Raw genomic sequence first — 20751 nt, 5'->3', positions numbered from 1 at the left:
TTCCGACCGTTTAAGTCGGAAATTAGCGATTGGCTTGAACCAAACTGTCGTGATTTGTCGGATTCGGGACAAAAAGTCTTTTTCTCCAGTCTCCGGGGGTTTGCCCGTGATGGCTGCGAAACACCCGCGTCAGATGCGCCTGATCGGCAAATCCAGCCTCGGCGGCGACCTCTGCCAATGGCCGTGACAAGTCCGCCATAAGCTGTTGTGCCGTCTCTAGCCTGAGTGATGTGAGCCATCTTTGCGGTGTTGTGCCGAGACTTTGACGGAATGCACGCGTGAGCCAGCTCTCGGATAGATTGGCAACTTCGGCGAGCTCGGCAACGGTGATGCGTCGCTCAAGGCTTTGGCGGGCGTGATGTTCGAGTTTCGAAAGCGTTCGGGGAGATAGCCCACCACGTTCGGCCTCTGGCTGTGGGGCGGGCAGGTCCAAAACCTCAGTCATCAGCGCCGAAAACAGCCCATCCGTCAAAAGATCGGGTCGCGCGGCGTTCATGACTTCTTCTGCGATCATGCCGGCTAGCGTGTTGATCCGGTCGGTGCTTTTCAGCAGTCGCGTTTGTGTCAGCGCAGCAGGTGTGACTAAGGTTTGAAGCCTCTGTGCCAGTGGTCCAGCATCCAGATGGAGATCAAGATGCGCATAGGGCCCCTCGCGATCCAGTTCGCTCCAGAGTGGGACGCCTGCGGGGACGTAAAACACACCCACATCCCGCGTCCACGGCGCGGTTTCATCGGTACGGATGCGTAGGTCATTCGCGCCGTCACCCAAGAACACGACCAAACGTGGATCGGGCGAGCGGTAAAACCCGCCGCCGCCCGCTTCGCCGTGAACGTGCCAGACATCAGCAATTACACCGGGCCAACGTCGCCACGACAGTGGGCGCACGGTGCGGATCGCACGCGTCTCGGCTGTCATTCGGGGCATAAAGGTCATCGCGCGGCTCTAAAACGGGAATTCACCACGGTGACATGAATTGCCGATCCGCGTTGTGAATAAGATATGAGGTTGAAGTGCCTGGCGATGGCTGAGCGAGAATATTGTGCCGCATCGCGGCAAAAACGTCAATCTAGGCGCAGCCTAGCCTTTAGTTACCCCTCTGAACCGATGCCGAATTGATCGGTGCCCCATAGTAGCGCTTGGTCGCCGCCCAGCTTGCTATTGGCAAGCGGCCTGAACTGTTCGGCAAAGGCATCGATTTCATCGTTTGGTGACAATATCAGATAGGCCTCGAGCCACGCGAGCTGGAACCCTTCGAGCGTATCAGACCCATCGAACAGGGTTTGTACCTCGCCAGAATAGGCTTGGCTCGCTTCGCCTGTTTCCAGATCAGCCAAGGTAAAGGCGACGATACGGTCCAATGCGTTATCGCAGGCGCCTTTGATCGACATGCCTTGCTGTTCTAGCAAAAGGGTCGTCACGACCAACGGTGCAACAGCGTGCAGTTGATAGTGTAGCGCGTATTTGCCGCGACGCATTTCTTGGGGCAGGCTGCCGTCTTCGCGGGCCTGACATTGTAGATAGGTCGCCGACCATGCAGACCAACGCAGTGCGATAGGATCATTGCGGATTTCACCAATAAGGTTGATCCCCAACGTGGCCCATGCCCGCAGGTTCCCCGTTTTTGCTCCGGGCGTTGCTTCTTCTTCCCAGAACGTCATTTGTTCAGTCGTGCGTCGGCCGAGCCAGTCTTCGATTTCCTGACGCGCCTGCGGATCGCTGGCGAAAGGCGCGACTTGGCGATAGGCGAAGGCAAAGGCGGCCAAGCGGGACCCAATGGAAAAATTGGCTGTAATCGTTTCAAGTTCCGAAAACGCATCCGCTTTGGCCCATGTGGCCATCTGCTGAATGACGCAGTCTGCTTGGGCGCGTTGATCGTCGTCACCGCGCGCGACGCTATTGGCCATTCCAGTCAGATCGCGCAAGAATGCGTCGATCGGGCCTAGTGCTGCATTGACCGCCGCGTTTCCGGCAGCATCTATTTCGGATCTTGATTTGCTTTCGTCAGTGTAACGGCTGCCAAAGCCCAAGGACACCACAGGTTCAGGTGCAACGCTGCAATCGTCTTGGGCGGCGAGCGCGGGTTGAGCCATGGTTATCAGGGCCGTTGTCCCCATCATTGCTAGACATTTACGCATTAGGTGTCCTCGCTGAGATTGAGAAGGGCGGTAATTGTCGCCGCCTTTTCAGAGCCGTTCGCTGCAGCACGTTTGAGCCAAGAAACAGCGCTATCTAGGTCTGCCTCTGTCCCGATGCCAAAGGCCAAGGCATAGCCCAGTTCAGCCATCGCGGCTGTGTCGCCACCTTCGGCAGCCCGCAGCAGCCATTCGGTTGATGTTGCCAGTTCTTGGTTGTTTGCGGCTGTTTCACGCAAAAACATCGCATAGGCCCGCATAGAGAACACATCTCCTGCGTTCGCCGCAGTCAGATAGACCTCTGGCATATCAAGACGGGCTTCGATTTCGGCTTTGGCTTGGTCCGGGGCACCACGATAGACGCCAAGGAAACGGTTGAGATATGCATGAGAGGGGTCGCTCATTGCCTCGGTGATCATCCCTGCGGCACGATCAGGATCATAGGTTTCAGCGTCGGCGTTCACGAGCAGCCCAAAGACTCCGCGCGGGGCGTTTTCGTCACCCATTTGGGCGGCGCGTTCGAACAGGTCCATTGCTTTTGGTGCGGCCTCTGCGCCGCGCACGTCGAGTTCGGCACGCGCGAGGTCGACCATCGTCCAAGGATTATCATCCAGCAGATATTCAGCAATGCCCATCCAATGTAGCGCTTGGTCGATGTCGCCAATCTCGAGGTTCACATTCGCCATTGCCATGACATTTTTGTAGTCGCACGGAATGATACCCGCAGCCCGCGATAGGTATGCCGCGCGGTCATCCACGTCCAGATGCGGGATCGCAAAGACAAGGGCGTTAAAGTCGCCATTAGTGTCGATAACTGGTGCGAATTGTTCATAAATCAGACGCGCAGCATTTGGTTCGGTCCCTAATGCAGCCAAGAGTTCCATCGCTGCACCCTGGCCAGCGTATGCAGGCACTTCGAGCAGCGCGCGGATTTCGCCAATGCTGAACGATGCATCATTTTGGTAGCTGATCATCGCCTCTGCCAGTGAAAGCGCGGCAGGGGCACCAGAATTTTTGTATTCTTGGCGTAGCAAGTTAAAGGCAACGATGCGTTCAGATGGGCTTTGGGCTAGTTCGAATTCGAGTTCTGCCAATGCTTCGAGCACGCTGGTGTATTGGTTGGAATAGTCGCGCCAAAAGTCGACCAGTTCTGGTGTCGTGCTAGGCGCGCTTTCAAGGAATTTGCGGTAACTAGCCAATGCTTGCGGACGACCATAAAGCGCCTGTGACTGGATCGACGCAATGGTGAGCGGATCGTTTTGGGGTGTCAGTGCGATCAATTCATGTGCAGAAAGTTCAAGGTTAGCTGTGCCAGTCGCCAGCTCAACTTCTTTCCAGTAGAGCGCTTCTTCGACGCGGGGGCTGTCTGTTGCTTGGCACATGAAGGCGCCATGCAACAGCTTTGCAGGGGTCCCGCCGCCCAGTGCTGTCACCGAATAAGACAGCAGATCAACGGCGCGTTCGAAGTCTTGTTCATTGTCGCGCTGGGCGATCAATGCTTGTGCAAGCTCAATGGATCCATCCATATCGCCCAGTTCGGCCGCGCGTTCGAGATATTCCAGCGCCTGTGCATCGCCACCCCAGCGCCCTAGGCGTTCATAGGTGTCGTCAGCCAATCGCGAAAACACCCAGCCAGCCGCGTCAGGAAGTTCGGACAACTTGTGCAGGGCATCCATACCCTCGGCGTAGGTGCCCGGGTAGCGGTCACCGTGGGCCTCTAGAAATAGCGCAAGGCGGGTCAGGCCGGGGCGACCGCCCTCTTTGGCGGCGGCGCGGAATAGCTGAAGCGCGCGATCAAGGTCCTGCTCGACGAGCGCCCCAGTTTCATAAACCCGTCCCAAGGCGATCTGCGCGTAGGGGAGTTGCGCGTTGGCAGCTTGCTGGAGGTATTGCAGTAAGACGTCGTTATCTTTTTCAAAGTTCTCCGCCAGCATGTGGTATTCGACGACTTTCCAAGCCGAGTTTGAATCGCCCAAATCAGCGGCAAAGCGGAACCAGTCATGCGCGAGTTGCGGACTTTGTTTGACGATTTCACCGCTATTGTATTCACGGGCAATCCGCGCAACGCGGTCGCAAATAGAAGTGTCCAACTCGCCGACCAACGACCCAAAGGCCATCGTGACAGCCAGTTCAGGGGCGACATCCCAACCTTCGATCCCATTTCCAGAGAGCTCTAGGCGGGTCAGTGCCAAGAGCGCATCAGCGTTTCCAGAATAACCTGCATCGACCAGCAGCGCATTGGCGCGGTCGATATCCCGGTCCACGCCGATACCGTCGCGGTAATATCCTGACAGCGCGTTCTTGAGCCGGGGTGAAAGGAGTTCTTCGTTCGCAGCCAATTGCGCAACGAGCTGTTGGCTCCGCAGTTCTTCGAACGCTCCCGCGGCGATCATTGCCGAGATACGCGCCATCAGCGTGTTGTTTCCAGCATAGCCATCGTTTGATTCCGCAAGCCGCGTAATCATCAATTCAATCGTATCGAGCCAATAGGGCGCGTTGATCTGTTGGAGCCGGTTGATGTCGCGCTTGATCAGCGTTGGATCAATATTTGGCAGCGCCTGCCCATCCCAGTTTTCCCAAGCGGCGATAGTATCTGCGTCCGGCGCGCGGGGCACACAGATGCGCGAAGGCTTGATGTCTGGTGGCAGGAATTCGAGGTCGAGCACAGCTGTGCTCGCCTCTTGGGCATATGTTGCGATAGGCGCGACTGACAGGGCAAGCACCGAAAGGATCGCTGACCAGTGTTGTTTTGGCGAATGAACGAAACCGAACATGTGTTTACTCCTGTGAAACGACCTTATTTGAGGTAGGAATTCGCGGTCGCGAATGCGGAATACCCGTCGTCTGCCTGAAGCAGCACAATCGAGACACCCGCGTTACGGATCAAATCGACATCTGAAACTGTGGCCAGAACCTCGCCTTCAGCGCGCAGTTCAAAGTCAAGCGTTAGGGGCGCTTTGATCGCGATGGATTGGCCTTGCATCGCTTCGATCCCCTCCAGAGCCACAGCATTTGCTTGAGGAACGAATACTTCGACGCCAGCGGTGTCTGTTAGGTTATAAACCGAAATGTCTGCTTTGGACGGGCTGTTTGTGATGTCATCTGTGATAACTTCGGTTTGGCCGTCTTCGGTAAACAGTACAGTGTAATAGGTGCTCGGGCTTACTTCGACGACACCTGTGCCAGATGGCAAGACGACGTCAATTTCGCCGGGCATGACATTTACGTAATCAGACACGCCAGAACTGATGTCACGGACGCTTTCGCCGTCGATAGAGGCAACGGTCTGCCCCGGCGCAAGAACCCGGACAAAGCTGGAGTTGGGGTCTGCCACGTCCTGATACAGGCCATCATCGGCCAAGGAGGGGCTCACCTGCGTAAGAACTGCCGCAATGGCGGCTATGAATGGACGTTTCATATTTCTTCCTTTGATTGAGTGGTACAGGCAAATACGCTGGGCTGAGTGCTAAAGGGACCCGACGTAGATATATCGACCGAAGCAGCGCCATCGGCCCAAAGGCCCGACAACGGCATATAAAAGCGGCCGGTCCGGCTTAGACGCTCGCCTCGTTCGATTGTTTTATTCCGTTTCAAACCGTCATTTGAGTGAAACAGAAAATTCGCGCTCGTTCCGGCAAGCCGGTGAATATCCAGAAAAATGGTATCGTCAGGACCAAGATCATAGGATGTCAGATCAATACTGATGACCTGATTGTCCTCGTCCATTTGCCCCTCAAGAGGGACCGTGCAGGTCTGACCTGCTGCAGCAATGAGTTCGCGCATCGGCTGATCGCCATATTGCGCGAGATTGGTGTAGACTGGGTTTTCCCAAACCAGAAACCGCGGGCGGGTTTCCTGAAACTCTGTCGACGTCAGATAAGACGTCATCGCGCCAAATTGGTTGCCACCGGTCAGCGCGTAATTGACGACCTCAAGGTTTGAATACTCTGCAAGAAACCCGTCGAAATTGTTGACTTCATTGTCTGAAAACGAGGTGCCCAATAGAGCGACTTGTGTGGTGATTTCTTCGTCGCCAAACAGATCGAGCCCGCCTTCGCCCAGATCAAGCGTTTCGACCGCATGGGTTTCATAGGTCATGGTTTCCGCTTCGGGCAGTGTTTTCAGGCAGTTCTCTTGCAGTTGGCGACGCATCCCCGAAAAGGCAATGTCAACGCCAAGGGGGGTGGTTTCAAACTCTGTTTGATCAAGATCAGCGTAGGCAGGTAGCTTTTGAATCAAGTCGCCGATCGCGCGGGCTGTTTCGCGGGCTCCGGATGCGGACCAGTGAAAATCTGACCGAAAGAAAGGCAGATCACCATCTTCGGTTTCGAGCATTGCCTCGCGCGCGTCGACAGTGGCTACGCCTGCCGCGTTCAGCCGATCAAGAATGTCGTCATGTACAGCGATCGCAATATCCAGATCAAACCCGTATAGCGCGGCTTCGGGGGGCAAATAGTCTGGCATTGTGACGCTTTTGGTGGGAATAGGCACAAAGATCAGTGTGGTGCCGTTCTCGGCCAGGGCGCGCGATAGCTCTGCAATGTGTTCGATGCTTTGGTCTGAAAACGGATGGTTCAGGCGCAGATCGGTCTTGATCCGAAAGAACACGCCGTCTTTGCCTTCGACGGTTGGCAAGTCGCGGTCTGTCGCGAGGCCGAAACAGTCAAAATTGTTTTCAGCGTATGCGCCCGTCGTTGACAGGGCGATCAGCGATACCGCTGCAGGGACCAATCGCTTGAGCGGTTCGAGGGATTTGTATCTCAGCATTATTGCGTGGCCTCCGACGGTAGGGTGGGTTGTGCTGCAAGCGCCTGTTCAAGCATTGGAGCCAAGTTCGCGGCGACCAATTGTGTTTCCAAGGATTCCGATGTGGCGGCGATTTCGAGGTAAGCTTCGGCGCGCTCTAGCTCATTTGGCGTTTGGGTCGGGCTTTGCAGAATGGTCAAGGCGAGGTGCAGCGCAATGGACGCAGCCGTTTCGCCGTGCGATTCACGCAATAGGGTTTCGATTTCACTGTCCAATCTGCCAAACGGGCGCTGCGATCTGTGGTATCGGATCACAGCATCGACAGCGCGGCTGTTACCCGCACGCGCATAGGCAAAGATGATCCCTTCGAGCACATTACTGCGCGCGCGCGGTAGGTCTGCGGGTTCCATGTGGTCGAGCGTTTCAACCAGCCGATTGAATGCGGCGAGCCGACCTGTCGCTGCGGCCATCCCATAGTAATGCGCAATATCGGACTGCTGCGCATTTTCAGCCGCTGCCAACCATTCGGCGAATTTGAATGCGGCGAAACCGTCGCCAAGATCTGCGATTTGGCGCATCTGTGACGTATAGATCGACTGCCCCTGTGTAAGAGCCTTGCGCGCATTGACCAGCGCAGGCGTCGGCAACTGCGCCGACGACGTGATCCCCGGCATCATTTTGACCGTGATGCGGCTTGGCTCTACCTCGGTTTGCGCATTTTGCGCGGCAAGAGGTGTCGCTAAACCAATGGTAAGGATTGCCGCGAACCTAAACATTGTCGCCTCCGACCGTTGCAGAAAGGCTATCCAACAGCGATGGATCGCTGAGGTAGCGCACAGGGAATTCCCAGATCACAACAGGCGGTGCTTCCGCTGGGTCCAGCGCCTCGAGGTATTCATGCATTGGGGCGACCGGGCCTTGCCCCTCTTTGGCGTAGTTCAAAACATCATGACTTAGCGAAATTTTGAGGGCTTCGACAAAGCTCCAGTTTGGGTTGGCAGAATAGCTGGTGCCGACCAATGTGATCGGCATCGGGCCGTCATTGCCAAACAGATCAATCCCTCCAAGGTCAGCGCCTGTGTCATTCAGGTCGGCGATATAGGGTTCGACCGTTTCCTGCGTCAGACCTACAGTCGGCGCGAGGGTCTCTGACGTGACAAAGGACACGAGGTCGCCTGTGAAGGTCACGGGATCAACTGGGGTAACGGTGAATGCTTCCTCGCCCGGTGCGATGACGCCTGAATCTGCCACGGCTTGCGCGACGGCTTGGGCACCTTGGGTTGTCCAGTGGGTGTCAGTCTTGAAAAATGCATCTGGCGCAGAGGCGAGCGCGTCACGCGTGTCCACCATCGCAAATCCGTTCGCTGTCAGCGCAGCAGTGAACATATCATAGGTTTCAATCATGCGCTGGGCTTGGTCCGCGTCGCCACTGTGGGCCTGCGCGATCTCTAGCTTGGCAGGTAGTGGGACGATCACTAGCTCAGTGCCCATTGCGCTAAGGGTGTTTTGGACTTCGGTCATCCACGCAAGTGTCGCGTCAAAACCAATCGCTTCACGATCTTGGTTCCGAAATTCCTCGGCGCTGAAGAGCCAACCCTTTTCACCGGGAACAACGCCATCGCGTCCTTCGTTCAGCAAAACATAACGGGCAGCGCCGACCCAGCCGACAGCGACATCACGGTGCGGCAGGTTGGCACGATACAGCGTATCGACCTCTTGGGTAAATTCACCTTGGACGATCCCCTCGAGCTTGGGGCCTTCGACGTCACCTTGGAACAGCGCCAGATTAGCAAAGGCTGCGTATCCAAAAAAGGCGACAGGTGCAGCGAGTTTCAATGCGGTGTTGATAAACATGCCGGGTCTCCGCCTAGAATTGGAAATACAAGAAGGGTGAAAAGCTCTGCTCGGCGAGCTTGAGGATTGTCGCCGTGCCAATCAGCAGAACAGCAATCGTTTGCACGGCCTGCAATGTAGATGTCGCGACAGCGGTTCCGTCTGTACCAATGGATGCCGTTCCGTTGCGCGCATTTTCCATCGCCGCCCAGATGCGTGGTTCGGCAAAGCAAACCAGAACTGCCAGCGCCGTCAGAACAAGGCTTTCGCGGGTCATGGCGTGCCAAACAGTTGGATCACCAAAGATACCGTTCATGCCGATCATGCCGCTGTAGATTTCAAAGGCTTCGCCAACATAAGCCGCGCGGAACATGACCCAACCGATCAGAACCAGAACGAGAGTAAGGGGAAGCGCGAACCAGTGGTTCTTGGCGTTGCGATCCCAGCCTGCAAAGCGTTCGGTCGCTAGCAATCCGCCGTGCCAGAACCCCCAAAGAACAAATGTCCAGTTCGCGCCGTGCCACAGCCCACCCAGAACCATGACAGTCATCAGGTTGAAATAGGTGCGTGTCGGGCCTTTGCGGTTACCGCCAAGCGAGATGTACAGATAGTCGCGTAGCCAGTTCGACAGCGAAATATGCCAGCGCCGCCAGAACTCGGTGATGGATCGGCTGATGTATGGAAAGCGGAAGTTCTCGAGAAAATTGAACCCCATCATCTTGCCAAGGCCAATCGCCATATCGCTATAGCCAGAGAAGTCGAAATAAAGCTGGAGCATATAGGCAGCTGCCCCCGCCCAAGCGAGCGCCATACCTGGATTTTCAGTTGCAAAGGCCAGATCAGCTAGGGGGGCAACAGCGTCAGCGAGGATTACTTTCTTGGCCAAGCCAATGATGAACCGGGCAAACCCATCGCTGAACATTTCTACAGAGTGGGTGCGTTCGCGGAACTGATCCTCGAGGTCTTTGTAACGCAGAATGGGGCCAGCGATCAGCTGTGGGAATAGCGCGATAAAGGCCGCAAAGTCGATGAAGGGCGCATCGGCCGTTGCGTCACCGCGATGCACGTCGATCAGATAGCTAAGGGCCTGAAACACATAGAATGAAATCCCGATGGGTAGGATCAACCGCCAATGGATGCCGAGCCCCGCAGCATCGGTTCCAGCCAACGCAGCAAAACTGTCGATAAAGAAGTTCAGGTATTTAAAGATGCCAAGAACGCCCAAACATCCCACGACCCCGATGATCAGATAGGCCCGGCCACGTGAAGTGCCTCGGTGTTTTGATACTTTTTGTCCAATCACGTAGGCAAATGCCGTCGTAAGGAACAAAAGACCCAGAAAATCGACGCGCCACCACGCGTAGAACACATATGAACCAGCAAGGATTGCATATGATTTCAGCCGCTCTGGCGTGGCGTAATAGACCAACAAGAACACTGGCAAAAACAGGAACAGGAATGATTCTGACGAGAATACCATTGCTCAGCTATCCAATTTAAATGTGCATGTGACAGGGGCGGTGGCGAACATCTGGATACCGCCAGCCGTCAGGTCGATATCCTCTTCACCGCGCAGGTCGGCGACGATCTTGTGGCTTTGCGACGCCAGATCCCCGTCCAAGAACCGTGGGAATTGGTTCGAAAAGTTGTTGCCATGCAACGTCAGCCGGTGGGCCGATGCAGATGACAACCCAATGCGATTGCCAACGAAAATATTGTCGCTAATTGCCGTATGGCTACCGATGGGTTGGTCGCCAATGAACAGACCTGCGCTTTGGTTACCAAGCAGATGGTTACCAATCACTTCGGAGCTGTGGCTGGTGCGCAGTTCGATACCCTTGCGACGGTTATCAATTGCGATGTTGTTGGCCACGTAAACGCAGTCTGAACCTGTGATCGACAGCCCTCCGCCTGCGCTCTTCCAGATGATGTTGTCTGAAATGATCGTATTGCTGCTCGCGTGGTTAACAGTGATGCCGTTGCTGGTGCTGTTAAGAACAACATTACGATTAAGTGTCGTACCCGTTGATCCATCAGTGATCCGCAGCGCGCTGCCGCGTGCGCTATCGGCAAAGATGTTCGCGATGATACGTGCGTTTTGTGCGTGACGCAGTTCGACTGTTCCTGCGCGCTCGCCGACAAAGACGTTGCCTTTGATGACAGTGTTTTCGGTGCTGTCAAAGGTCACTTTGCGGACGTCACGCATGACGTTTTGAACCAAGTACGAGTCACCGATCGCCGCATACAGCCCGCGGTTGATGATCGAAACACCCGAAAAAGCGGCCGTGTCGCCAAAGCCGAGCCCTTCGAACAGGCTATTGGAAATTTGGGCCATGCCCGTTCCGGCTGTCGTCAGGAATGGCACGAAATTTGGTGATTGTGGATGTTCGTCGCCGGTCACCGTAAAGGCCGCGCCATCGACAATCATTTCGCCTAAATTGGCGATAAAGGCGCCGTCGGGGCGGCTTAGCATGATGTTTTCGCCCGGCTCAATTGTCAGGCGTGCGTCCTGTAAAACGATAATCGGGGTACGAAGCGTATCGCCAGACAGCAGCGTTTCTGGGTTGGGCTGTGTCGCAATCCAGTCGCGAATTTGGCTCAGATCAACTGCGCCGTCTTGAATAGCGATCACCTTGGGTTGGTCTTCGGGCTGGGCGCGCACGATAGTAATCTGATCGTTGCTGCCGACCGCGAATGAAATCTGAACCAGTGCGAGACGCAGATCGATTAGATCAAGCGTGCCAGCCTGCATTTCTGGGCGGCTATGCGCCAACTTTTGCTGTAGATTGCTTTGATCAACGTTCAGCGCCTGTGCACTGTCCGTCAGATCCGCTGGGGTGCGGATGGTCGGCACTTGGTCTTGCAATTCAGCATAGACACCTGCGACTTGCTCGCGCAGGGCGGTATAGCCTTGCATGTTCTGGGCGTGGGACATGGTTGCCCCAACGCCGCAGAGCGCAGTCACAAGGCCTGCCACCCAAGAGATATGCCGCCGCCCCTTAGGCATTCAACGCAGCATCCATCGGTGCAGAGTTGGAGATGGACGAATTCAACGTAACCATGATGACGTCAATCTTGTCCGACGACGTGTTGGTCAGCTTGGTCCGGTCCAGAATGTCCAGCATCGCCCGTTCGCCCTTGCCCAGGGTGCGGTTGCTAAGCCCGTCAAAGACAGACAATCCACCACGACCGGCGATGATTTGGCGACCGGGAAGCGGGTCAACCGTGATCGAAGAACCCGGATTGATCGTCAGCATTGTCATGTCGTGATCTTTCGAGGTCATCACATGGTGGCTTTCGCCCCACTGATGTTCACGCGCCAGATGGCGCACAGATTCGCGGCGCGATTCTGTTTTCAGTGTTTCCACGACTTTTTTGACGTCCTGACATTGACCGCGCGCCGTCACGAGGACCGCATCTGGCGTATCCACAACAATCACGTCCGATACGCCGACCACAGCAACCAGACGATTGTCGCCACGGACCATAGTGTTCTTGGAGTTCACTGACAGAACATCACCCGTCAGAACATTGCCGTCCGCATCTGCATGTCCAATCGCATGCATAGATGTCCAGCAGCCAACGTCGCTCCATTCGACATCAAGCGGCGCAAAGGCCACGGATTTGGCGCGCTCAAAGATCACACGTTCTGTTGGTTCGTTTGTTGCACGGCGGAAACTATCAGCGTGAAGAGTGATCGCGTTGTCATTCCATTCGCCTTTTTCGACCGCTTCGGTCACGGCATCAAATGACGCTTGATCAAGGCGTGTGAATTCCTGAATGATCGTTTTCGCGGAATACAACGAAATCCCAGAGGCCCAATAGGCGCATCCGGTGCCGACCAGCGAAGATGCTTTGCTTAGTGGGGGTTTTTCGACGAACTCGGCCACGCTGTGCAGGCCTTTGTAGTTCGAAAACGCCCCGCCATCTGTGATATAGCCATAGCCTGTTTCTGGGTAAGTTGGCTTAATCCCGAATGTCACGATGCGACCGTCGCTTGCGGCTTCGCGCATGGCGAGGATTGGCGTGTTCAGGTTACCTTCGATGATGTGATCGGCAGGTAGGATCAGCATCAACGCTTTGGGGTCTTCTTTGGCGATGACCATCGCGGCGGCCAAAACCGCAGGTCCCGTGTTCCGCGCCATGGGTTCGCAAATGATCGTGGCGTCGCACTGCAATTCGGTCAGTTGTTTTTGAACTGTCCGGTAATGTTGCATGGCGGTAACCACGACAGGTTTTCCGAACCCCTTTGAGCGGTGACGCTGTACGGTTGCTTGAAAGAAAGTCAGCGAACCAGCGCCAGCGACAGGTTGAAATTGCTTTGGGCTTTGGGTGCGTGACATTGGCCACAGGCGAGAGCCGGTACCACCACAAAGAATAATCGGTCTTATGTCTTGCATCGGTCTAAAATTCCTAGTTTGAGCCCGTTTGGCGGGGCTGTTAGGTAAATTAAGTCGGCTCACGTTGAACCGCGTGTTGTGCCCTTAGAGGGCAATATCGGATGGGCTGGTTGTGCCACTGGGCAACAACTGGCGCCGAAAACGCAGCCGGGCGGTTTCACCAATCGTGACCTGTTCGGCAGCTTCGGTCGTTAGAATGATCTTGGCGGCGATGCTGTCGTTAGAACGGGCAGCATCCATCGTTTCAGCCAGTTTGACGGTGACAGGGACAACCTGTCCGTTGCCCAGCTCTAGCTCTGCTTGGTCGCCAGCCAGAAGTCGCGCCGCGCCTTCGAAACTGATCTGGGTGTTTGCCTCGACTTCGGCGTCTTGCCCGACCAGTTTGACCAATGGTGCACCAGCCAGAATGGTCGCGCCTTCGTAAAAGTCAGGCGATGGCAGCATGGTGCAATCACACGGCATCCGCACACTCAGCAAATCGCCAGAGTTCGCACCAATCGAGTAAACGACATCGCCGACACCAGCAGATTCGTTGATATAGGTGATCTGACCAGCTGAGGTTGCACGCAGTGTTTCGCCGCTTTGGCTAATCACAACGGGCCGTGGTTCATAGCTAAAGATGACACGCTCGCGCACAACATTCGCAGCCACCGCAACAAGCCCAAGGCTTAGCGCGATGATCGCAGTTTGGCGCACAGTGCGGCCAATCCGTTGGGTCATGCGTGGTTTCGTAGCGGGCTTTTTCGGCTTGACTTGGGTTGGACCAGTATAACCCAAGAAACGGCCAACAGTGACGATATCACCCGCCAAGTGGCTATTCATGATGTAGCGCAGTGGCGGCAGATGGCTGCCTGATGGATCGCAAAATTGCAGGCTGTATTCGGGGCTGTCGGGCGCGCCGACCTTTAGAACGTTTGCTTCGAGAAACAGGTTTACAGAGAAACCTTCAAAGTCGAACTGCAGCGCTACAGGACATTTCTGCATGTTCCCGTTGGGTGGCATTAATCCGGAAACCAGCGCTTGGGTGATCGAGATCGAGTTCCCCTCGAGGCGTCGATCACCAACCCGCGCAGTAAACGGAATGGGCAACTGCGGGTGCTCGTTTTCATAAATGAAGCCGCCAGAAACCTGGGTTTCGGGGCTTGTTGGCTGTGTTGCTTGTGTTTCGCTCATGGTGATTTCCAATGCTTCAATATGCGCTAGACGACGCCGGTCAGGTACAAGGCGGCGACCGTCAGCCACCCCAAGGTAAGAATGTGTAGATAGGCAGAGCCAAAAGATCGGATCCGCTCGCCAACAGGGCGGCGCAGACCTGCACCGGAGCCGCTGGCTTGGCGGGTCCATTTTTGGCGGTCCAGCCGGAACAAGACGTAGCTTTTGACGGCGGCGCCAAAGAGTTGTCCGAAATACAGAAGGCCCGTGTAAACGATAGGAAAGCTACGTCCGCGGAACAGACAGATCGCTGTGCAGAACACATAGCGGGTCAACATAACCCAGGCGATATAGACAGGGATGACCATCGGATCGAAAAAGATCGCGGCGGCAATCATGCAGATCGGCCCGGCCAGCGTTGTCCACATCGACAGCCGCTGATCCAGAATGGACCACCATGTGAAATAGCCGATTTGCGACGGCGACAGTTCAAGCGCGCGCCCGTTGGTGCGCAACATGTTTCCGAACCACCGCACCATAAGCGCAGTCGCGCTGCCGACAAATGTTGGCTTGGGCTGGGTTTCCATGGACGAACTGGCAACATCTGGCAGATAGGCCATCTCGTAGCCGTTCTTCATCAACCAATACCAAGTGGATTTGTCGTCACCTGTCAGGAAGTTCACCCGACCCAAACGCCAGTGGTCGATAAAGTCGTGCTGAACCGAATTGATGAAGTCTGGATCAGTGGCAAGATCCCCACGGAACACAGACATACGGCCCGTCAATGTCAGCACGCGGTTGCTAAGCCCCATAGAGCACATCATGACCTGACGTTGATCAAAGCGAAGCTCAAACCAGTCGCGGAACAGGCCCGGCTCTGGAATTTCGACTTCTTCGTCGGTGGTAAGTGCGCCGACCTTGGGGTTGGTAAACATCGGAGCAGACTGCGCGACAATGTCTTCGGGAACGCAGCTATCGCCATCGACAAATATCACAATGTCATTGGCTGACGGGCATTCGCGCGCAATCAAACTCAGAGATTTCGCCAATGCATCACGTTTGCCCGTACCCGGAATGCGGTCGATGATCAGCTTCACCGAGGACATATCAACGGGCATGGTCGCGTAGATATTCTGAATAAGCCGCTCATCCGCGCCATCAACCACGGACGAAACGATCGTCGCGCCGTTTTCCGATTTGGACGCGGCCAAAAAGATGCTGCGATAAACGGGGATCGTGACGCTGCTCTCGATCATGTAAGAGGTCGTCAAGAAATAGGCGTGCGCCTTGACTGCGCGATCTTTGTACCGCGCGTGTGCGCGGGCTTTGCGACGTGGATAGGTGTAAAGCTTGAAGATCGCTGCGCGGGTAAAGTTGATCGACGCCCAAGTATAACGCCAGGCGCCGAGCACCCCCAGCACAACAACGGCTTCTTTCACGTCACCCAGCAGCCCCGCCGGGACGAGCGCGGCCAGCATGACGATGACAGAAAGATAGGCGAGGTGGCTGAGGGCAAGTAGCATGACGAATTACCAACAAATTCCGTCATAGCCACCACCGGTCACCCGGTTTCGGCTGATGCGTGTAAGATCGACCATCGGTTTATTGCTGATCGCAGCATCAAGTTCAGCGAGAGTTTCTTTGTAGATGTTGCCCACAACGATCACATCAGAGCCATCAATCATCGCCGTCAGGTTCGGGTTCAGGCGATCTTTGAGGTCAGGCACAACGTCATTCCCGCGACCAGCGGTCGAGTTGTCGTTGGCATAGGCTTCGTGGACGAATGGATCGTAGATTTCGACTGCAACGCCGGATTTGATCAGGCGCGAGGCAAGCTCGGCCAGTGGGCTTTCGCGCATGTCATCTGTGCCGGGTTTAAAGCTGATGCCGACAAAACCGACCTTAGAAGCCTTGGAAGAGGCAACCATTTTCTCGGCCTTAACGATCTGTGCTTCGTTTGCTTCCAGAACAGCATTCAGCAAGGGCGCAGGTGTGTTTTTCTCAGAGGCAAGGTGGCGCAGTGCGCGGACATCTTTGGGCAGGCAAGAGCCGCCAAAGGCAAATCCGGGACGCATAAAGTAGGGTGAAATGTTCACCTTTAGGTCAGAACACAGGATTTCCATCACGTCTTGGCCATCAAGGCCGCATGATTTCGCGATATTCCCGATTTCATTTGCAAAGGTCACTTTGACCGCGCGCCAAGTATTCGAGGTGTATTTCACCATCTCAGCGGTGCGCAGATCGACCGTGTGGATTTTGCAGTTCAGGTTTTCGTTCAACTCGGTCAGAATCGCGCGTGTGCCATCATCCAGTGCGCCAAAGACGATTAGGCCGGGATCATAGTAATCCTCGATAGCGGTGCTTTCGCGCAGGAATTCTGGATAGTAGCCAACACCAAAATCTGTCCCAGCTTTTTTGCCAGAGGATGCTTCGAGTGTCGGGATACATGTGTTTTCACAGCTACCCGGAACGATGGTCGAACGGATAATGACCGAATGGAACCCGTCTTTTTGTGCCAGCGCTTCGCCGATGTTTTTACAAACTACATCTACGTATTTCAGGCCGACAGATCCGTCAGGCGCGCTGGGCGTGCCCACGCATACGAAGGACGCATCAGTGTTGTTGATTGCATGTGCGACATCGCTTGTCGCAGTCAGACGGCCAGCGGCGACAACGTCTTTGATCAGTTCATCAAGTCCGTTCTCGACGATGGGCGATAGTCCCGCGTTGATCGCGTCAATTTTGCCCTGATCAACGTCAACCGCGATCACGTCGTGGCCATCCTTGGCCAAGCAGCCAGCGGCGACAACACCGACGTAGCCAATTCCAAAAATACTAATGCGTGCCATTCTTTCCTCGCGAAAATTGCTTCGCCTTGAAATTGCCGCATTGCAGAAGATTCACCAGTCAGGAAAAATCCCTACACTGTAAGGATTCATTAACCTTTTGGCGTTTCTCCGCCTACTGTGTTGATTTAATAGGCAGAAATCTGATGTTGCCAAAAAAGAAATGCAGGCGCAGCGATTGCTGCACCTGCATAATAATCGGTCTCGAAATGTGTCGTTTTCGCGGCGGGCTAGTTCATCCAGCCCTGCTCGAGCACGTATCCAACCAGTTGGGCGCGGTCGTTCAAATCCAGCTTTTGGCTGGCTCGTGCTTTGTAGGTATCGACGGTTTTGTTGCTGATCTTGAGGTCATGCGCGATTTGCTTGGCGCTCAATCCTCGGGCGAACCCAACAAGCACTTCTTTTTCGCGTTCGCTTAGCCCGTCGCTGTCCGATGTTTCAGCAAGCATCGGCCGCAAGTGCGATCCAAAGACTTTGTCGAAATACAAACCGCCGTCCAGAATCACAGCGAGCGCAATGGCGAGTTGGCGCAGGCTGGCATCCTTTGAGATGCACCCGCAAAATCCTGCATCCAATGTTGCGCGAACCATCGCATTTGTCGTTTTAAAGCTGTAACCCAATACGCGCGTGGTTGGGCTGGCTCTTCGGATGTCTCGTCCAAATTCAAGGATGTCATTTTGACGCGACAATTCTAGGTCGGCTGGATCAAGGATCAGCGCATCTGGTTTGCGCAATGCGACTTCGTCGACGACCTTGATTCCATTTGGGACAAAATTGCACTCGAGTACGTCGGTCAGGTTTAGCTCGTTTGCGAGCACCTCGGCCAAAACAGGGTTTCGTTCTGAAATTAAAACACGGCGTTTTGCCTGCCCTTCGCCGCTAAGCGAAGACAATTGTCGATCTTCAATTTTTGTCACAACTGACGTTCCTTATAACTTCGGCGTGCTCCTCCCAACAATCGATGTCTCAAAGACAACAAGAGCACACGCGATGCCACCTGAAATGCCGCAGATGCGGCCAGTGGCTCACCTTTTAAAATTTCGACCGCTGGTCCGGACCTCCCCCCACGAAAGGTGAACCAATGAGAATATGGTTTCAGTTATTGTCTATATAATTGTGACAGTTCCAGTCCTTTTTGCTAACCGCGTGGACAATGCGGCAAGAATCCACCGATTAGGCGGAAAATGACCGATTAATAAGCACATACGCTTTAGTTTTAACCTCACGCGGGTACACTCAGGTTACCGCTAACGATTCACGAGTGTTCCCCCGACGTCCTACCTCCCCCAGCCAGAAAGGATTCAGCCATGCCCGCAACCGATATCTATACGACCAGTGATATGTCGACGGCTGACATTCAGGCGCTGATTGATTCGGCAGAATCGGGGACGACGATTCATCTTGAGGCGGGGAGCTACTATTTCACCGAAACATTGGTCATTGATCGGAGCGACATTTCAATCGTCGGCGCGGGTGCGGAAGAGACCGTCATTTACACCGCTAGCGATATGAAAAATGTCCCGGTCATTCAGGTCGGCCATGATGTCTTTGAGCCAGAGATTATCGACACCATTGCGCTGGCGACATCAGCTGATGCCGGAAGCAAAGAGATCACTGTTGCCTCGGGTCATGACATCGGCGTGGGTGATTTTATCTACATCACGCAAAAGAATACGGACGCCTTTTTCGACGAAATCGGCGATGAGAAGTGGCAAAAGGACAAAGATCTGCGCACTGTCTTGGTCGAGGTGACGGCAGTCGATGGCAATACACTTGCGTTTGATACTGAACTGCCGTTTGATTTTGATCCGGATATCACCACTGTAGAGACACGTGAAATCCTCGAGGGGAACACGCTGTCGGGCTTTACGATCGCCGGCGCCTGGGGCGAGCCGGACGCATCAAAGTTTTCCAACACGATGAAGACCAAAGACGGCGCAACAGCCATTTCAATCGCGGGAACCAGCGGTGCCGTGGTCGAGGATGTCGCCATCATTGACGCCGCATCACATGGGATTACGGTTGCGAATTCGACCGACTTTAGCATGGATGATATCATCATTGACGGCGCCCATGACAAAGGCTCTGGCGGCAACGGTTACGGTGTTTGGATACGCGATGTTTATGATAGCTCGTTTACGGATCTATCCATCACGGACACCCGCCACGCGGTTGTCTTTGCCAGCTATACGTCAGCGACCGGCAACAATGTCGAGGTGACAAGCACCAATCGGGATATCAATTTTCACGGCGGCTTGGATCAAAATAACACCGTTTCAGTGGTCAGTTCGATCCGGACCGGCGATGAAATTGAATATATGTCACCTTCTGTCTTCTTTAACGAGGGGACGTCTTATGGCGCGCCAACGGACAAGGATGCCAATGAGGTCACGTTTGAGCATGTCGTCGGTACTGTGCGTTCGGATGAGGTGACTGCATCGGATGCAGGCGCAACGATTTCATTGATGGATGCCGCAGATATAGCGCACACGGGTGCTGGCGATGACACGGTTGATATGGGGACGGGGACAGATACGGTCTATGCGTCCGCTGGCACAGATGTGCTGGATGGTGGCAAAGGGACAGACAAGGTTATTTTCGAACAAGAACTGGCGAGCTACGGCATTGCCCGCGACGGCGAGACACTCATCGTCGCTTACGGGGTGAATGTGACCCGATTGACGAACTTTGAAACCGTGGTTTTTGCCGATGCCGTCTATAGCTTTGATGACGTGCCAGAGCAGGAGCTTGTCCGAGAGCCACAACGACAAGAGACAGACGACGAGGTCGATCAGCCTGTACAAGAGCCACAGTTGCCAGAGCCAGAGGTTTCTGAGCCCGAACCCGAAGAGGAAGTCGTCGAAGAACCAGTCGTTGACGAAGATGACGCAATTGAGGTCGAGCCAGAAACGCCGGTTCAAGAGCCCGAGCCAACAGAAGACGAAGAGCCAACCATACCAGAGCCGCAAGACCCCGTGGTCGAGGACACTGTCGACGAAGTGGAAGAAGAGACACCCGAAACCGACAGCGAGGAAGACTACCAAGAGCAAGGACCAGACGATGATTTCGAAACCGTCGATGGTACGAGCGGCTGGCAGCGTGCTGCGATCGATGGATCAACCAACATGGGTGAGTATCTCGAGGGTATGCTGATCATTGGGCAGGATAATGCTAGTGTCATCGGGAACGATCTACACAACAGTATCCTTGGCAACATTGGGGACAATTGGATCGAAGGTGGTGCTGGCGATGATCGCATCTTTGCGCGTGCAGGGGACGATGTTGTCTTTGGCGGCGATGATGACGATCTGCTGCACGGTCAATCTGGCGATGACGTGCTAATTAGCGGAGACGGGACCAATACGTTAATTGGCGGGTCGGGTGCAGACCGCTTTATTGTGACCGGTGGGATCAATACGATCTTGGACTTTAACCTTGGAAAAGGTGACACAGTAGAGTTCAGCGCCGATGGCAGCGGTGCGTTGTCCAAGGCACTTGCGGCCTATTCGCAAGGGATATCAACATTTGCTGGATTTAGTATCATCGCCGATGGCAGCGATCTGACGATCACTTACGAAGATGACACGATGGTCACACTGGTCGACACAACAATCGACGCGTTTTTTGCCTAGCGCGCCGAT

General features: G+C 54.8%; 15 protein-coding genes. 1 reads left to right on the top strand and 14 read right to left on the bottom strand.

What is annotated here, in order from left to right:
• Positions 1-22 precede the first annotated feature (22 nt).
• The 14 genes from TW80_RS11200 to TW80_RS17675 form a co-directional block, all read right to left on the bottom strand.
• A complete protein-coding gene (locus tag TW80_RS11200; RefSeq protein ID WP_239450531.1) occupies positions 23-925 on the bottom strand; it encodes a helix-turn-helix domain-containing protein in 903 nt (300 codons plus the stop codon).
• A 164-nt stretch (positions 926-1089) separates the two neighbouring features.
• Entirely contained in the window at positions 1090-2136 is a 1047-nt protein-coding gene (locus TW80_RS11195) for an alginate lyase family protein (RefSeq protein ID WP_084625764.1), read from the bottom strand.
• Entirely contained in the window at positions 2136-4907 is a 2772-nt protein-coding gene (locus TW80_RS11190) for a tetratricopeptide repeat protein (protein WP_045997472.1), read from the bottom strand. The genes TW80_RS11195 and TW80_RS11190 overlap by 1 nt, the downstream gene beginning before the upstream one ends.
• 23 nt (positions 4908-4930) lie before the next feature.
• Complete coding sequence (locus TW80_RS11185) at positions 4931-5551, bottom strand: alginate O-acetyltransferase AlgF (protein WP_045997471.1); 621 nt, start codon at positions 5549-5551, stop codon at positions 4931-4933.
• A complete protein-coding gene (locus TW80_RS11180) occupies positions 5548-6900 on the bottom strand; it encodes an alginate O-acetyltransferase AlgX-related protein (protein WP_052700968.1) in 1353 nt (450 codons plus the stop codon). The genes TW80_RS11185 and TW80_RS11180 overlap by 4 nt, the downstream gene beginning before the upstream one ends.
• Positions 6900-7655 (bottom strand): hypothetical protein, encoded by a 756-nt coding sequence (locus TW80_RS11175; RefSeq protein ID WP_045997470.1) that lies wholly within the window; start codon positions 7653-7655, stop codon positions 6900-6902. The genes TW80_RS11180 and TW80_RS11175 overlap by 1 nt, the downstream gene beginning before the upstream one ends.
• Complete coding sequence (locus tag TW80_RS11170; RefSeq protein WP_045997469.1) at positions 7648-8733, bottom strand: alginate O-acetyltransferase AlgX-related protein; 1086 nt, start codon at positions 8731-8733, stop codon at positions 7648-7650. Before TW80_RS11170 ends, TW80_RS11175 begins: the two co-directional genes overlap by 8 nt.
• A 13-nt stretch (positions 8734-8746) precedes the next feature.
• A complete protein-coding gene (locus TW80_RS11165) occupies positions 8747-10192 on the bottom strand; it encodes an MBOAT family O-acyltransferase (RefSeq protein ID WP_045997468.1) in 1446 nt (481 codons plus the stop codon).
• 3 nt (positions 10193-10195) lie between these two features.
• A complete protein-coding gene (locus tag TW80_RS11160) occupies positions 10196-11719 on the bottom strand; it encodes a right-handed parallel beta-helix repeat-containing protein (protein WP_045997467.1) in 1524 nt (507 codons plus the stop codon).
• Positions 11712-13112, bottom strand: coding sequence for a mannose-1-phosphate guanylyltransferase (locus tag TW80_RS11155; RefSeq protein WP_052700967.1), 1401 nt, complete (start codon positions 13110-13112; stop codon positions 11712-11714). The genes TW80_RS11160 and TW80_RS11155 overlap by 8 nt, the downstream gene beginning before the upstream one ends.
• Before the next feature lie 84 nt (positions 13113-13196).
• Complete coding sequence (locus tag TW80_RS11150) at positions 13197-14285, bottom strand: hypothetical protein (RefSeq protein WP_045997466.1); 1089 nt, start codon at positions 14283-14285, stop codon at positions 13197-13199.
• A gap of 26 nt (positions 14286-14311) precedes the next feature.
• Positions 14312-15787 carry a glycosyltransferase gene (locus tag TW80_RS11145; RefSeq protein ID WP_052700966.1) on the bottom strand — a complete coding sequence of 492 codons (1476 nt, stop codon included), beginning with the start codon at positions 15785-15787 and terminating at the stop codon, positions 14312-14314.
• Between the two features lie 6 nt (positions 15788-15793).
• Positions 15794-17113, bottom strand: coding sequence for a nucleotide sugar dehydrogenase (locus TW80_RS11140; protein ID WP_045997465.1), 1320 nt, complete (start codon positions 17111-17113; stop codon positions 15794-15796).
• A 227-nt stretch (positions 17114-17340) separates the two neighbouring features.
• Positions 17341-18027, bottom strand: coding sequence for a helix-turn-helix transcriptional regulator (locus TW80_RS17675; RefSeq protein ID WP_052700965.1), 687 nt, complete (start codon positions 18025-18027; stop codon positions 17341-17343).
• Between the two features lie 390 nt (positions 18028-18417).
• On the opposite strand from TW80_RS17675, the gene TW80_RS11130 reads away from it, so the two are divergent.
• Positions 18418-20742, top strand: a complete 2325-nt coding sequence (locus TW80_RS11130) for a calcium-binding protein (RefSeq protein ID WP_052700964.1) — start codon at positions 18418-18420, stop codon at positions 20740-20742.
• Positions 20743-20751 lie beyond the last annotated feature (9 nt).

It is taken from the genome of Loktanella sp. S4079 (assembly GCF_000967725.1).
In the GTDB taxonomy this organism is placed as follows: Bacteria; Pseudomonadota; Alphaproteobacteria; order Rhodobacterales; family Rhodobacteraceae; genus Yoonia.
The sequence above is the reverse complement of the archived record's forward strand: the minus strand, read 5'-3'. Positions and strand labels throughout refer to the sequence as shown.